We start from the raw sequence: 13,060 nt of genomic DNA on the forward strand, positions 1-13,060 counted from the left end.
TCGGCTGAATGCCTGGCGCATGCGGATCGCAACAGTAGCCGAGCATGGCTCGGCTCTACAGAGGCTTGGCCGGTGGAACGCAGCCACGCATGGCGTGGCTCTACTGCTGGTCGCCCACGTCGCGCACGCAGCTGATCGCCTGCAGCTGGACCCGGCAGGGTTGAGCCCTGCACAGCAGCAGGTGGCGACGCAGACCCTGGCCGACGTGCAGGCACTGCTGCCGGATGGCCTGCTCCGCGCATTGCCGGCACAGGTCCAGGTGCGCTGGCGCGATGACCTGCCGGCCGATGTGCACGGCCGCGCTTTCGCCGGGCGCATCGCCCTGCGTCGCGAGCTGTTGGATGATGCCGTGCCCGGCGCGCGCCGCGCACGCCGCAGCGCGCTGGTACACGAACTGACCCATGTCGCCGACCGTACGAGGGCGAACTGGTCACGCAGTGTGCGCTGGCGTGATCTGGCTGGATGGCAGCGCAAGCCCTGGCATCTCGGCCGTGGCGACAACGATTTCCGTGACCGCAGTCCCGATGCGTATGAACTGAAGGACCCGGCCGAGTACCTGGCAGTGAACGCCGAGCATTTCGTGCTCGACAGCGAGTTCGCCTGCCGGCGCCCGGCACTGGCGCGGTGGTACCGGGCCCATTTCGGAACTCCGCCATCGCTGCCGCAGTCGCACTGCGCGAACGCGTTGCCATTGCTGCAGGCCGAATCGGAAGAGGGGGCGGCATCGCTGCTGCAGCTCGACCCGGCGCGTGTCTACGCCGTGGACTACCTGTTCGCCGAGGGCAGTGCGCAGCCGATGAGCCGCTGGGGGCACAGCATGTTGCGGCTGGTGATCTGCCGGCCGGGCCGTGCACCGGGTCCGGACTGCCGCCTGGACCTGGAGTACCACCGCGTGCTGTCGTTCCGCGCGTTCGTCGGCGATGTGCAGATTTCCAACTGGCGCGGCTTGACCGGCGGCTACCCGTCGCGGCTGTTCGTGCTGCCGCTGCAGCAGGTGGTGGACGAGTACACCAAGGTGGAACTGCGGGGCCTGCAGTCGTTGCCCTTGCAGCTGCAACGCGACGAGATCGCCAGCCTGCTCGAGCGCACCGCGCAGGTGCACTGGAGCTATGACGGGCGCTATTACTTCGTCAGCAACAACTGTGCGGTGGAGACCGCCAGGCTGCTGCAGGCCGGAGTGCCCCGGCTGGGCGAGGACGGGCTGGCCCAGCTGAGTCCGCGCGGTCTCAAGCGGCGGCTGGCGCGGCTGGGCATGCTCGACGAGCGGGTACTCACGGACCGCAACGCAGCGCAGGCACAGGGCTATTACTTCGCTTCCGCGCGCGACCACTACCGGCAGTTGTTCACAGTGGCGGCGACCCAGCTGGCCTTGCCCGCGCGCGATGTGCGCGGCTGGTTGAAGCTGCCGGCAGAACAACGGGCACCGTGGCTGCTGAAGGGCAACCTGCGCGCCAGTGCCGGCCTGCTGCTGCTGGAACAGGCGGCACAGCGGCGTGCCGAACTGCGCGCACGCGATGTGCTCAAGCGGCAGCTACTGGCTGCTGCGGACAGCGCGGCAACCCGCAGCCTGCGCAGCCTGCTGGCGCAGAGCGGGCAGTGGTTGCGCCCGGGGACGCTGCTGCAGAGCGGCTACGGGTTGCCGCTGGCCGATGAGCAGGCGGTGCTGGCCGAAGCGGTTGCCACTGCCAGCGCAGAGGCGGTGCCGGCCTGGCAGGCGCTGCGCGTGCAACTGCGCCAGCAGTTGCCGGTGGGCCAGCGCAACGAGATGGATGCGATCGATGCCAACCTCGCCGCACTTGGCGCGCGCCTGCGGGAACAGGCAGCCACGCCCGCTACTGGCGCGGCAGTTCGATGACGAAACGGCTGCCGCCGGCGTTGCCCGCCGTGCAGTAGACGCGGCCGCCGTGCGCGTCGGCGATGGCCTTGACCACCGCCAGGCCGAGGCCACTGCCGCCGCCCTGGCGTGAACGTGAGCCGTCGGCACGCATGAACGGGCTGAAGATGTCGGCGTGCAGCTCCGGATCGATGCCCGGGCCCTCATCCTCGATTGCCACTTGCACATGTCCCGGTGTGTCATGCACGGCAATCCGCACCTTGCCCGGGCTGGCATAGCGGCGTGCGTTCTCCAGCAGCGCCAGCAGCGCCTGGCGGAGGCGGGTCGGGTCGCAGTGCGCGTTGTGTTCCTCGCGGCTGGTTTCCAGCTCCAGCACGAAGCCGGCGGCGCGGAACTGCGGATCGACCAGGGTCATCACCGAATGCACTTCGGCCACCACATCGGTGCGCGCGCGGCGTACGTCCAGCCGCGCGTTGTCGGACAGGCTCAGCACGCGCAGATCCTCGATCAGGCGCGAGAGGCCCTCGACCTGCGCCAGCAGGCTGCGGAACTGTGACTCGTCCGGCTGGAACACGCCCTCGGCGAGCCCTTGCAGGCGACCGCGCAGGATCGTCACCGGCGTGCGCAGCTCATGGGCGATGGCCGCGTGCCACATCGCGCGCTCGCTCTCCATGTGCTGCAGGCGGCGGGCCATTGCATTGAAGTCCTCGACCAGGGTCGCCACTTCACCCGGCGAATTCTCCTCGACGCTCGCGCGCGCCCCGAGGTCGCCGCCGGCAAGCGCACGCACACTGTCCACCAGTGAATTCAGTGGCGACAGGATACGGTGCGCAAGACGGAACGAAGCGGCGATGGCCAGCGCCAGTCCGGTCAGGATCACGCCCACCATCCATGCCAGTTCCGGCCCGGTCGGCAGCCAGCTTTCCGGCTCCTCGGTGCTGCCGGGGAAGAACTCGACCAGCACCGCGTACAGCAGCCACGACGACAGGATCATCATCACGATGACGCCGATCACCATCAGCGACATCGAGATGATGATGTGGCGGCTGAGCCCGGAACGGCGCAGGCGCGCCATCAGCGGTCGGCCATCAACCGGTAGCCGACACCGCGCACGCTGGCCGGGACGTTGACCATGCCCACGTCATCGAGTTTGCGGCGCAGCTTGCTGACATGGCTGTCGACGGTGCGTTCCAGCGCTTCGCTTTCCGGCAGGCATTCGTGCATCAGTTCGCTGCGGCTGAAGATGCGGGTCGGCGCCAGCGCCATGCAGTGCAGCAGCTTGAACTCGGTGAGCGTGAGCAGCACTTCGTGGCTGTAGCCTTCGCCCTCCACATGCACGGCATGGGTAGCCGAGTCGATCAGCAGCGGGCCCGCCCGCAGCGCGGTCGGTGCGTCCATGCGCGAGGCGCGCAACGTACGCCGCAGCACGGCGCGCACGCGTGCTGCCACTTCGGCCGGATTGAACGGCTTGACCACGTAGTCGTCGGCGCCCATGCGCAGCGCGGTGAGCTTGTCCAGGTCCTGGTCCAGTGCGGTCAGCATGATCACCGGCGTTTCACCGCGCTGGCGCAGCTGGGTCAGCACGCTCCAGCCATCCAGGCGCGGCAGCTGCACATCAAGCAGGACCAGGTCGGGGCGGGCGCTGCGGTGCAGGTCCAGCGCGCTGTGGCCGTCGGCGGCGCGCAGCGTACGCAGTCCTTCGCGTTCCAGATAGGCGGTGAGAATATCGGCGATCTCGGCCTCATCCTCGACGATCAGGACGAGGGCGGCGAGGGCAGGGGCGGCATGCATGCAGGGGCGGGGCCTTAAGGTGCTTGGCTCCATCGTATCTCCACAGTTCCTCCATCGAAACCCCATCATCGCCACGCACACTTCACGCTTCAGAACCTATCAGCCGCCTGCGCGGCATTGTGCACAGCAATGAGAACCTTCAGGACTCCGGTTGCGTTGATCGCGGCCCTCGCCCTGGCCGTGACGGCCTGCTCCGCCCCCGAAGCCACGCCCGAAGCGGCACCGCGCGTCAGCGTGGTCACTGTCGGCCCGCAGGTCGTGCAGCGCGACGATGAACTGCCCGGCCGTGTCGCCGCCGTTCGCACCGCACAGATCCGTGCGCAGGTCGGCGGCATCGTGCAGCGCCGCCTGTTCGAACAGGGCGCCGAAGTGCGCGCCGGCCAGGCCCTGTTCCAGATTGATCCGGCGGCGTTCCGTGCCGATGTCGACTCGGCACTGGCAGCGCTGCAGCGCAGTGAGGCAGCCCTGGGCCGCAGCCGCGTGCAGTCGCAGCGCCTGCATGCGCTGGCGGCCGCGCAGGCGGTCAGCCAGCAGCACCGCGACGATGCCAGTGCCGAGTACGAACAGGCCCGTGCCGCGGTGAACGAGGCGCGCGCGATCCTGGCCCGCCGCCAGCTCGACCTGCGCTATGCCACGGTCAGTGCACCGATTGCCGGCCGCATCGACCAGGCGCTGGTGACCGAAGGTGCACTGGTCGGCGTGGCCGATGCCGAGCCGATGGCGGTGGTGCAGCAGATCGACCAGGTCTACGTCGATGTGCGCCAGCCAGCGGCGCAGCTCGAGTCGCTGCAACGCAGTGCCGGTGGCGGCGAGCTGCCGGTGACGATCATCGGTGCGGCCGGCAGGCCGCTGCCCGAACGTGGCCAGATGCTGTTCTCCGGCATCAATGTCGATGCGCGCACCGGTGATGTGATCCTGCGCATCCTGGTCGACAACCCGCAGCGCCAGCTGCTGCCCGGCATGTACGTGCGCGCGAAGGTGCCGCGGGGTGCGCCGGCCAGCGCACTGACCGTGCCGCAGCAGGCCGTACTGCGCAGTGCCGGTGGTCAGGCCTATGCCTGGGTGATCGGTGGCGATGGCAAGGCGGTGATCCGCACGCTGGAAGTGGACGGTAGTGTCGATCGCCAATGGCTGGTGCGCACGGGCCTGAAGGCCGGCGAGAAAGTGGTGGTCGAGGGCCAGGAACGCCTGCAGGAAGGCGTGGTGGTCGATGCGCGCGACTGGCAGATGCCGGTCGCCAGCGCTGGCGCGGTGCAGGCCGGCAGCAAGGGCTGAGCCTCTACCGGGCCGGTCCCTCCAGGAAAATCCAACATGGCACGTTTCTTCATCGATCGCCCGGTGTTCGCCTGGGTGCTGGCGATCTTCATCATCCTGGCCGGTGTGCTGGCGATCCCGCGGCTGGCGGTGGAGCGCTATCCGGCAGTAGCGCCGCCCAGCGTCAGCATCTACGCCAGCTACCCGGGTGCCAGCCCGCAGACGCTGAATGACGCGGTGGTCGGCCTGATCGAGCGCGAGCTGTCCAGCGTCAAGCACCTGCTGTACTTCGAGTCGTCGGTGGACACCTCCGGCGAAGCCTCCATCACTGCGACCTTCAAGCCGGGTACCAACCCGGAGCTGGCGCAGGTGGACGTGCAGAACCGGATCAAGGCGATCGAGCCGCGCCTGCCGCGCAGCGTGCGCCAGAGCGGCCTGTTCGTGGAAGCAGCCGATTCCGGCTTCCTGATGCTGGTCGGCCTGCGTTCGCCCGATGCCAGCGTCAGCGAGGCCGCACTGGGCGACTTCATGGCGCGCAACATCATCGAGGAGCTGCGCCGCATCGATGGCGTCGGCCGCGTGCAGCTGTTCGGTGCGGAGCAGGCGATGCGCGTGTGGCTGGACCCGACCCGGCTGACCGGCTATGGGCTGACCATGGGTGACGTGGCCGCTGCCATCGAGCAGCAGAACCTGGAGATCTCGCCGGGGCGCATCGGTGATTCGCCGGGTGTTCCAGGCCAGCGCATCACGGTGCCGCTCAGCGCCGACGGCCAGTTGTCCACGCCGGAACAGTTCGCGGCGATCGTACTGCGCGCCGGGGCCGACGGTTCACGGGTGGTGCTGGGTGATGTCGCCCGCGTCGAACTGGGCGCGCAGAGCTATGCCTGGGGCACCCGCGAGGACGGCCATCCGGCCACCGCTGCCGGGGTGCAGCTGCGGCCGGGCGCGAATGCGGTGCGCACGGCGTCGGCGGTCCGTGAGCGCATGGCCGAACTGGCGCCGCTGTTGCCGCGCGGCGTGGAGGCGAGCATCCCGTTCGACACCGCGCCGTTCGTGAAGATCTCGATCCAGAAGGTGGTGCAGACGCTGCTGGAGGCGATGCTGCTGGTGTTCGCGGTGATGTACCTGTTCCTGCAGAACTGGCGCTACACGCTGATTCCGGCGCTGGTCGCACCGATCGCGCTGCTCGGTACCTTTGCGGTGATGCTGGCGCTGGGCTTCTCGATCAACGTGCTGACCATGTTCGGCATGGTGCTGGCCATCGGCATCATCGTCGATGACGCCATCGTGGTGGTCGAGGGCGTGGAGCGGATCATGGCCGAGGAGGGCCTGCCGCCGCGCGAGGCCACCATCAAGGCGATGCGCGAGCTGACCGGCGCAGTGATCGGCATCACCCTGGTGCTGACCGCGGTGTTCATCCCGATGGCGCTGGCCAGCGGCTCGGTGGGCGCCATCTACCGCCAGTTCACCGTGGCGATGGCGGTATCGATCCTGTTTTCGGCGCTGTTGGCCCTGAGCCTGACGCCGGCGTTGTGCGCGACGCTGCTGCGCCCGAACACCCATGGCCATCATGGCCGTGGCGGGCTGTTCGGTGCCTTCAATCGTGGCTTCGAGCGGATGACCGGACGTTACCAGCGTGGCGTGGCGTCGGTGCTGCAGCGGAGCGGGCGGGTCATGGGCGTGTTCGCCGCGCTGGTGGCGGCGTTGCTGCTGGGCCTGCACTGGCTGCCGGGTGCATTCCTGCCGGAAGAAGACCAGGGCTATTTCATGACATCGATCCAGCTGCCGGCCGAGGCGACGGCCGAGCGTACGCTGGCCGTTGTCGAAGCCTACGAACGGCACGTGGCGTCACGCCCGGGCATCGGCTCCAACCAGTCGATCCTCGGCTACAGCTTCTCCGGTTCCGGCCCGAGCGCGGCGCTGACCTACACGATGCTGAAGGATTGGGGCGAGCGTGCAGGGGCCACCGCGGCCGGCGAAGTGGAGGCCGCGCAGAAGGCGATGGCGACGATTGCCGAGGGCGAGGTGATGAGCGTGATGCCGCCGGCGATCGACAGCCTGGGGCGTTCGTCCGGCTTCTCGCTCGCCCTGCAGGCGCGTACCGGGCAGAGCCAGGCCGAACTGCGTGCGGCCCTGCAGCAGCTGCTGAAGCTGGCCGAGGCCAGCCCGCTGCTGTCGGAGGTGCATGCCGATGGCCTGCCAGCAGGTACCAGCGTGCGGCTGGACATCGACCGCGCCAAGGCCGAGGCGATGGGCGTGGGGTTCGAGCAGATCAGCAGCACGCTGTCGGCGGCGATGGGCTCGCAGTACGTCAACGACTTCCCCAACAAGGGGCGGCTGCAGCAGGTGATCCTGCAGGCCGATGCACCCCACCGGATGGAGCTGGAGGATGTGCTGAGGCTGTATGTGCGCAATAGCGAAGGTGGCATGGTGGCGTTGTCGGAACTGGTGACGCCGCACTGGACCGAGGCGCCGCTGCAGCTGCAGCGCTATCTCGGCTTCCCGGCGCTGAATCTGTCCGGCGCACCGGCCTCCGGCGTGTCGACCGGCCAGGCCATGGCGGAGATGGAGCGGTTGGCGGAGAAGCTGCCGTCCGGTTTTGCCCTGCAGTGGACCAGCCAGTCGCTGCAGGAGCGGGAGTCCGGTGCGCAGGCGCCGTGGTTGCTGCTGTTGTCGATGCTGGTGGTGTTCCTGGTGCTGGCGGCACTGTACGAGAGCTGGTCGATCCCGCTGGCGGTGATGCTGGTGGTGCCGCTGGGCCTGCTTGGTGCGGTTGCTGCGGTGCTGTTGCGGGGCATGCCCAACGACGTGTTCTTCAAGGTCGGCATGATCACCGTGATCGGGCTGTCGGCGAAGAACGCGATCCTCATCGTCGAGTTCGCGCGCCAGCTGCAGCAGCAGGGTCGCGGCCTGGTTGAAGCAGCGCTGGAGGCAGCGCGGCTGCGACTGCGGCCGATCGTGATGACCTCGCTGGCATTCGCGCTGGGCGTGGTGCCGCTGATGCTGGCGCAGGGCGCCTCGAAGGAAACCCAGCAGGCGATTGGAACCGGTGTGTTCGGCGGCATGGTTAGTGCGACCGTGCTGGCCGTGTTCTTCGTGCCGGTCTTCTATGTAGTGGTGCAGGGCGCGCGGCAGTGGATCGCGCAGCGCCTGCGCAGGCGCCGGCCGATGCCGGGAGGAACCGTGGATGGAACGGAACATCGTTGAAGATCTGCATGAGCGGCAGTTGGCAGCGCTGGAACAGCGCCTGCGGCAGGCATTGCTGGATGACGACCACGATGCGCTGACCGCGCTGGTATCGCCGGCCTTGTTCATGATGGATGGCCACGGCGGCCGCATGCTCGACCTGCCGTGGCTGGGCGACTGGCTGACCGGAAACCTGCAGGTGCGCAGCCTGCAGTCGTACGCGGTGGAAACGTTGCTGTGCGGACGCCTGGCATTGTTGTCCAGCGACGTGCGCTTGTCGGTGCGCGGGCAGGGCCAGGAGCGCGAGCTGAAACTGCGCCTGCTGCGGGTGTGGACCTGCAGTTCCGGCGAAAGCGGCGCGCAGCTGCTGTCGATGGCGGTACTGGCCGCATGAGCGCGGTCAGGGCGCTTTCAGGCCCCGCTCACCGCGAGGTGGTAGGGTCGAGCATTCCTGTAGTGTCGACAAGGAGTCGAGCCATGCGTGTAGTTCCCAGTCTGTTGGCAGCCTCCCTGGGGTTGGTGCTGGTCGCGTGCCAGCCGGCCCAGGCACCCGCGGCGGGCAGCAATGACGCCCCGCCTGCCACGCCGCAGCCGAGCGCCAACACGGAAGGTGGCAGCGAGACCGCCTACCAGTGTGGTGATCTGAGTGTGGGCGCGACATTCAATGGCGAGGATGCTGCCACGCTGGTGATCGGCGAGCGTAGCTTCGCCATGACCTCCGAGCGCGCGGCATCCGGCGCCAAGTACAGCGATGGTCTCGGCAACAGCTTCTGGACCAAGGGCAGCGATGATGGCCTGCTGAGCCTGAAGGGCGAACCGGATCGCGAGTGCCATGCGGTGGAAGCTACCGAAGGCGATGGCAGCGCCGGCAATGCGGCATTCCGTGCCACCGGCAATGAACCCGGCTGGCTTGCAGTCGTCGACGGCGATGCGCCGGGCCTGCAGGTGGAGGTCGATTATGGCGAGCGCCGCTTCGACGTGGCCAAACCCACACAGGGCGCTGATGGATGGAGCGGAAAGGCGTCCGACGGCACCGACGTCAAGCTCAGCTTCCAGCGCACCACCTGCCAGGATGACATGAGCGGCGAGGCGTTCGAGGCCAAGGCGATGCTGACTGTCGGTACCCGCCAGTACCATGGCTGCGGCAATTTCGGCGCGAAGCAGCCGTAAGTTACCTGTAGAGCCGAGCCCACGCTCGGCTGTAGTACCTGTCCAACCCACCGCAGCCGAGCACGGGCTCGGCTCTACACAACTACTGTCAGCGATGCGCTGCTTGCTGCCTGCGGCGAACTTGCCGCAGGCAGCGATCGGCAGGCGATCGGCGCAGGGCGCTTAGTCGGCACGGCCGGCGAATTCGCCGGTGGCGGTGTTCACCAGCACGCGTTCGCCGTTAACGATGTACTCCGGCACCATGATCTCGATGCCGGTGTTGAGCTTGGCCGGCTTCGGGCGCTTGGTGGCGGTGCCACCCTTCAGTTCCGGCGGGGTCTCGATCACTTCCAGCACCACCGAGGCCGGCAGCTGGATCGCCACCGGCTGCTCGTCGATGACCTGCACATAGATGCCGGTCAGGCCGTCGGTGATGTACCCGGCGTCATCACCGATCACGTCCGCGTCCAGAGTGTAGGGGGTGTAGTCCTCGTCATCGAGGAACACGAAGGCGTCGCCGTCCTTGTACGAATAGGTGGACTGGCGGCGCAGCAGTTCGACCTCGACCAGGTTGTCGTCGGCATCGAAGCTGGCGTCGAGCTTGTTGCCGCCCGGCACGCTGTACATGATGAAGCGGAAGCGGACGTTGCCGCCGCGACCCTGCGGCGAGCTGCGCTCGATGTCGCGGATCTGGTACACGCCGTTGTTGTACTCGACGACGTTGCCCTTCTTGATGTCGTTGGCTTTCATGGTGATCTAGGTCGTTGGGGGAGGGCGCCGTCCCGGCGCCCGGGGGGGAATCACTTCGGAGCGAGGCGGGTAGCGCCGTCCAGGCGGATGGTCTCGCCGTTGAGGTAGGTGTTGCCGAGAATGAAGCCGACCAGACTGGCGAAGTCTTCCGGCTTGCCCAGGCGCGACGGGAACGGGATCGAGGCGGCCAGCGACTGCTGCACGGCTTCGGGCATGCCATCGACCATCGGCGTCCAGAACACGCCAGGAGCAATCGTATTGACGCGGATTCCGAAGCGCGACAGTTCGCGCGCCATCGGCAGCGTCATCGACACCACGCCGCCCTTGCTGGCCGCATACGCGGCCTGGCCGATCTGTCCTTCATAGGCAGCGATGCTGGCGGTGTTGATGATCACGCCGCGCTCGCCGTCTTCGCCGGCGTCGTTGTGCTGCATGCGGTTGGCCGCGGCCTTGGCCACGTTGAAGCTGCCGACCAGGTTGACCATCACCGTGCCCTGGAAGCCGGCCAGCGGCATCGGGCCTTCCTTGCCGAGCACGCGACCGGCGCCGAGGATGCCGGCGCAGTTCATCGCCACGTTCAGGCCGCCGAGGAAATCGTGGGCCTGGTCGATGGCTGCAGCCACGGCCGCCTCATCGCTGACGTTGACATTGAAATAGCGGGCCTTGTCGGCACCCAGCCCGGCAACGGCAGCTGCGCCCTTGTCATCGTTGAGGTCGAACAGGGCCACCTTGCCGCCCTGGGCGACGAGGTGCTGGGCCACGGCCAGGCCGAGGCCGGAGACGCCGCCAGTGATCACGGCACGTACGGAAGACAGCTGCATTGAACGGTCCTGCAGGTTCGAGAACCGCCGATTCTAACGGAAGCGGCGACCGTCGCCGTTGTGCACTGCGCCGCCCCGGCAGGAGCGGCGCAGCGGGGTGCTCAGCCGGCCGCTGCGAGCGCCTGTCCGGTGCGGCTGGCGGTGGCACGGCCGAGCAGGCCGGCCAGCCAGCGGCCGGTCTCGGCCAGTGCCGGCAGGTCCACGCCGCTGTCCAGGCCCAGGCCCTGCAGCAGATAGACCACGTCCTCGCTGGCGACGTTGCCGCTGGCACCCTTCGCATACGGGCAGCCACCGGCGCCGGAGACCGCGCTGTCGACCACGCGCACGCCTTCTTCCAGGCAGGTGGCGATGTTGGCGATGGCCTGGCCGTAGGTGTCGTGGAAGTGCACGGCCAATGCCTCCATCGGAATCTCGGCAGCGACCGCCTGCAGCATCGCCCGTGCCTTGCGTGGGGTGCCGACGCCGATGGTGTCGCCCAGCGAGATTTCGTAACAGCCCATCTGGTGCAGGGCGCGCGCCACCCGTACCACGTCGGTCAGTGGAACCTCGCCCTGGTAGGGGCAGCCGAGCACAGTGGAGACGTAGCCGCGCACGCGCACGCCATCGGCGGCGGCGCGGCGGAGGATCGGCTCGAACCGGGCCAGCGACTCGTCGATGCCGGCATTGGTGTTGGTGCGGTTGAAGGCCTCGGACGCAGCGGTGAACACCGCCACTTCCTCCACGCCCACCGCGCGGGCGCGGTCGTAGCCCTGTTCGTTCGGCACCAGTACAGGGTAGTGGATGCCGGGGCGGCGCTGGATGCCGGCGTAGACCTCGGCGGCGTCGGCCAGCTGCGGAATCCACTTCGGGCTGACGAAACTGGTCGCCTCGATGCTGCGCAGGCCGGTGGCCGACAGGCGGTTGATCAGTTCGATCTTGTCGGCGGTGGACACCGACTGCTTTTCGTTCTGCAGGCCGTCACGCGGGCCGACCTCGACGATGCGGACGTAGTCGCTCATGCAGCCACCTCGCCGACGGGGCGATGGCAGACCGCTTCGATGTTGTTGCCGTCCGGGTCGAGCACGAAGGCGGCGTAGTAATCCGGGTGGTACCACGGGCGCAGGCCCGGCGCGCCGTTGTCGCGGCCACCGGCGGTGAGGGCGGCGGCGTGGAAGGCGTCCACCTGCGCGCGGCTGGCGCAGGCGAAGGCCACGTGCACGCCGTGGCTGGCGGTGCCGCCATTGCCGAGCCAGAAGAACGGCTTGCCGTCGCTGCCGAAGCCGACGTGGTCGTGGTCGCCGGTCAGTTCGGCGCTCACTTCCATCACCACGTCGATCTGCAGTGGCGCCAGTGCCTGCAGGAAGAAGGCCTTGCTGCGCGCCAGGTCGGCGCTGGTCAAACCAAGATGATCGAGCATGTTCAGGCTTCCGTGACCCAATGGGGGGCGCGCTTGTCGAGGAAGGCGCCCAGGCCCTCCTGGCCCTCGGCGGACACCCGCAGGCGCGCGATCAGGGCGGCATTATCGCGATCCAGGGCGTCGCGGTCATGGCTGTCCCGGACTTGCCGCACCAGCTGCTTGGCGGTGGACGAGGCGATCGGGCCTGCCTTGTCGAGCAGGGCCAGCTGGCGTTCCAGCGCCTCGTCCAGGCGCTCGGGTTCGACCAGCTGGTGGACCAGGCCGATCCGCAGTGCGGTCTCGGCATCGAAGTGCTCGCCGGTGGCGAACCATCGACGGGCCTGGCGTGGGCCGATGGCCTCGATCACATAGGGGGAGATCACCGCCGGCAGCAGGCCCAGGCGGCTTTCGGTCAGGCCGAAGCGGGCCGCGGTGCTGGCGATGGCGATGTCGCAGCAGGCGACCAGGCCGACACCGCCGCCGAAGGCCGCGCCGTGGACCCGTGCCAGGGTCGGCTTGGGCAGCTCGTCCAGGGTGCGCATCAGCCGGGCCAGGGCCAGCGAGTCCTCGCGGTTAGCGGCTTCGCTGGCCGCAGCCATGCCGCGCATCCACTGCATGTCGGCGCCGGCCGAGAAGGAGGCGCCATGGCCGGCCACCACCACGGCCCGGATCGAATCGTCCCGTCCGGCGGCCTCCAGCGCGGCGGTCAGCCGGGCGATCAGGCTGGCGTCGAAGGCATTGTGCAGTTCCGGCCGGTTCAGCCAGAGGGTGATGACGGCGCCGCGGCGCTCGATCTGCAAAGCATCGTTCATGGGATTCCAGGGTCACTCCATACCTGTATGGATCATAGCGGGCCATTGGTCATGGGCCATGACGCGACGCGGGAATGTTAGAATCGAG

Annotated in this window: 12 protein-coding genes; 5 read left to right on the forward strand and 7 right to left on the reverse strand. The window is 68.3% G+C overall.

Going from position 1 to position 13,060, the window contains the following annotated elements:
• Positions 1-19 precede the first annotated feature (19 nt).
• On the forward strand, positions 20-1,855 hold the full coding sequence (locus AC5P8J_RS15230) for a DUF7844 domain-containing protein (RefSeq protein WP_495216941.1): 1,836 nt from the start codon (positions 20-22) through the stop codon (positions 1,853-1,855).
• On the opposite strand, the gene AC5P8J_RS15235 is transcribed toward AC5P8J_RS15230, so the two are convergent.
• Entirely contained in the window at positions 1,833-2,909 is a 1,077-nt protein-coding gene (locus AC5P8J_RS15235; RefSeq protein ID WP_021204537.1) for an ATP-binding protein, read from the reverse strand. The genes AC5P8J_RS15230 and AC5P8J_RS15235 overlap by 23 nt on opposite strands.
• Positions 2,909-3,625, reverse strand: coding sequence for a response regulator (locus AC5P8J_RS15240; RefSeq protein ID WP_010482545.1), 717 nt, complete (start codon positions 3,623-3,625; stop codon positions 2,909-2,911). Before AC5P8J_RS15240 ends, AC5P8J_RS15235 begins: the two co-directional genes overlap by 1 nt.
• Before the next feature lie 129 nt (positions 3,626-3,754).
• Between AC5P8J_RS15240 and AC5P8J_RS15245 the strand changes: the two genes are divergently transcribed.
• The 4 genes from AC5P8J_RS15245 to AC5P8J_RS15260 all read left to right on the forward strand — a co-directional run bounded on the left by AC5P8J_RS15245 (position 3,755) and on the right by AC5P8J_RS15260 (position 9,235).
• Positions 3,755-4,900: an efflux RND transporter periplasmic adaptor subunit gene (locus AC5P8J_RS15245; protein ID WP_021204539.1), complete on the forward strand. Its 1,146-nt coding sequence runs from the start codon at positions 3,755-3,757 to the stop codon at positions 4,898-4,900.
• A 36-nt stretch (positions 4,901-4,936) separates the two neighbouring features.
• Positions 4,937-8,086: a multidrug efflux RND transporter permease subunit gene (locus AC5P8J_RS15250; protein ID WP_021204540.1), complete on the forward strand. Its 3,150-nt coding sequence runs from the start codon at positions 4,937-4,939 to the stop codon at positions 8,084-8,086.
• The gene (locus AC5P8J_RS15255; RefSeq protein WP_019661450.1) at positions 8,067-8,459 is read left to right on the forward strand and encodes a nuclear transport factor 2 family protein; all 393 of its coding nucleotides are present in this window, start codon (positions 8,067-8,069) and stop codon (positions 8,457-8,459) included. Before AC5P8J_RS15250 ends, AC5P8J_RS15255 begins: the two co-directional genes overlap by 20 nt.
• An 83-nt stretch (positions 8,460-8,542) precedes the next feature.
• Entirely contained in the window at positions 8,543-9,235 is a 693-nt protein-coding gene (locus AC5P8J_RS15260) for a COG3650 family protein (protein WP_021204541.1), read from the forward strand.
• 162 nt (positions 9,236-9,397) lie between these two features.
• On the opposite strand, the gene yeiP is transcribed toward AC5P8J_RS15260, so the two are convergent.
• The 5 genes from yeiP to AC5P8J_RS15285 all read right to left on the reverse strand — a co-directional run bounded on the left by yeiP (position 9,398) and on the right by AC5P8J_RS15285 (position 12,972).
• Entirely contained in the window at positions 9,398-9,964 is a 567-nt protein-coding gene (yeiP, locus tag AC5P8J_RS15265; protein ID WP_005409468.1) for an elongation factor P-like protein YeiP, read from the reverse strand.
• Positions 9,965-10,014: 50 nt separating this feature from the next.
• Positions 10,015-10,785 carry an SDR family oxidoreductase gene (locus tag AC5P8J_RS15270; protein WP_014646983.1) on the reverse strand — a complete coding sequence of 257 codons (771 nt, stop codon included), beginning with the start codon at positions 10,783-10,785 and terminating at the stop codon, positions 10,015-10,017.
• A gap of 101 nt (positions 10,786-10,886) precedes the next feature.
• The gene (locus tag AC5P8J_RS15275; protein WP_494540246.1) at positions 10,887-11,783 is read right to left on the reverse strand and encodes a hydroxymethylglutaryl-CoA lyase; all 897 of its coding nucleotides are present in this window, start codon (positions 11,781-11,783) and stop codon (positions 10,887-10,889) included.
• Entirely contained in the window at positions 11,780-12,181 is a 402-nt protein-coding gene (locus AC5P8J_RS15280) for a VOC family protein (RefSeq protein WP_134731729.1), read from the reverse strand. The genes AC5P8J_RS15275 and AC5P8J_RS15280 overlap by 4 nt, the downstream gene beginning before the upstream one ends.
• Before the next feature lie 2 nt (positions 12,182-12,183).
• Entirely contained in the window at positions 12,184-12,972 is a 789-nt protein-coding gene (locus AC5P8J_RS15285; RefSeq protein WP_134731727.1) for an enoyl-CoA hydratase-related protein, read from the reverse strand.
• Positions 12,973-13,060 lie beyond the last annotated feature (88 nt).

This window comes from Stenotrophomonas sp. YJH_SMC_37 (genome assembly GCF_059370035.1).

Coding starts and splice junctions, on each gene's coding strand:
- AC5P8J_RS15250 (WP_021204540.1), top strand. CDS start 4,937: ATGGCACGTTTCTTCATCGATCGCCCGGTGTTCGCCTGGGTGCTGGCG.
- AC5P8J_RS15280 (WP_134731729.1), bottom strand. CDS start 12,181: ATGCTCGATCATCTTGGTTTGACCAGCGCCGACCTGGCGCGCAGCAAG.
- AC5P8J_RS15255 (WP_019661450.1), top strand. CDS start 8,067: ATGGAACGGAACATCGTTGAAGATCTGCATGAGCGGCAGTTGGCAGCG.
- AC5P8J_RS15240 (WP_010482545.1), bottom strand. CDS start 3,625: ATGCATGCCGCCCCTGCCCTCGCCGCCCTCGTCCTGATCGTCGAGGAT.
- AC5P8J_RS15270 (WP_014646983.1), bottom strand. CDS start 10,785: ATGCAGCTGTCTTCCGTACGTGCCGTGATCACTGGCGGCGTCTCCGGC.
- AC5P8J_RS15230 (WP_495216941.1), top strand. CDS start 20: ATGCGGATCGCAACAGTAGCCGAGCATGGCTCGGCTCTACAGAGGCTT.
- AC5P8J_RS15260 (WP_021204541.1), top strand. CDS start 8,543: ATGCGTGTAGTTCCCAGTCTGTTGGCAGCCTCCCTGGGGTTGGTGCTG.
- AC5P8J_RS15285 (WP_134731727.1), bottom strand. CDS start 12,972: ATGAACGATGCTTTGCAGATCGAGCGCCGCGGCGCCGTCATCACCCTC.
- AC5P8J_RS15275 (WP_494540246.1), bottom strand. CDS start 11,783: ATGAGCGACTACGTCCGCATCGTCGAGGTCGGCCCGCGTGACGGCCTG.
- AC5P8J_RS15235 (WP_021204537.1), bottom strand. CDS start 2,909: ATGGCGCGCCTGCGCCGTTCCGGGCTCAGCCGCCACATCATCATCTCG.
- yeiP (WP_005409468.1), bottom strand. CDS start 9,964: ATGAAAGCCAACGACATCAAGAAGGGCAACGTCGTCGAGTACAACAAC.
- AC5P8J_RS15245 (WP_021204539.1), top strand. CDS start 3,755: ATGAGAACCTTCAGGACTCCGGTTGCGTTGATCGCGGCCCTCGCCCTG.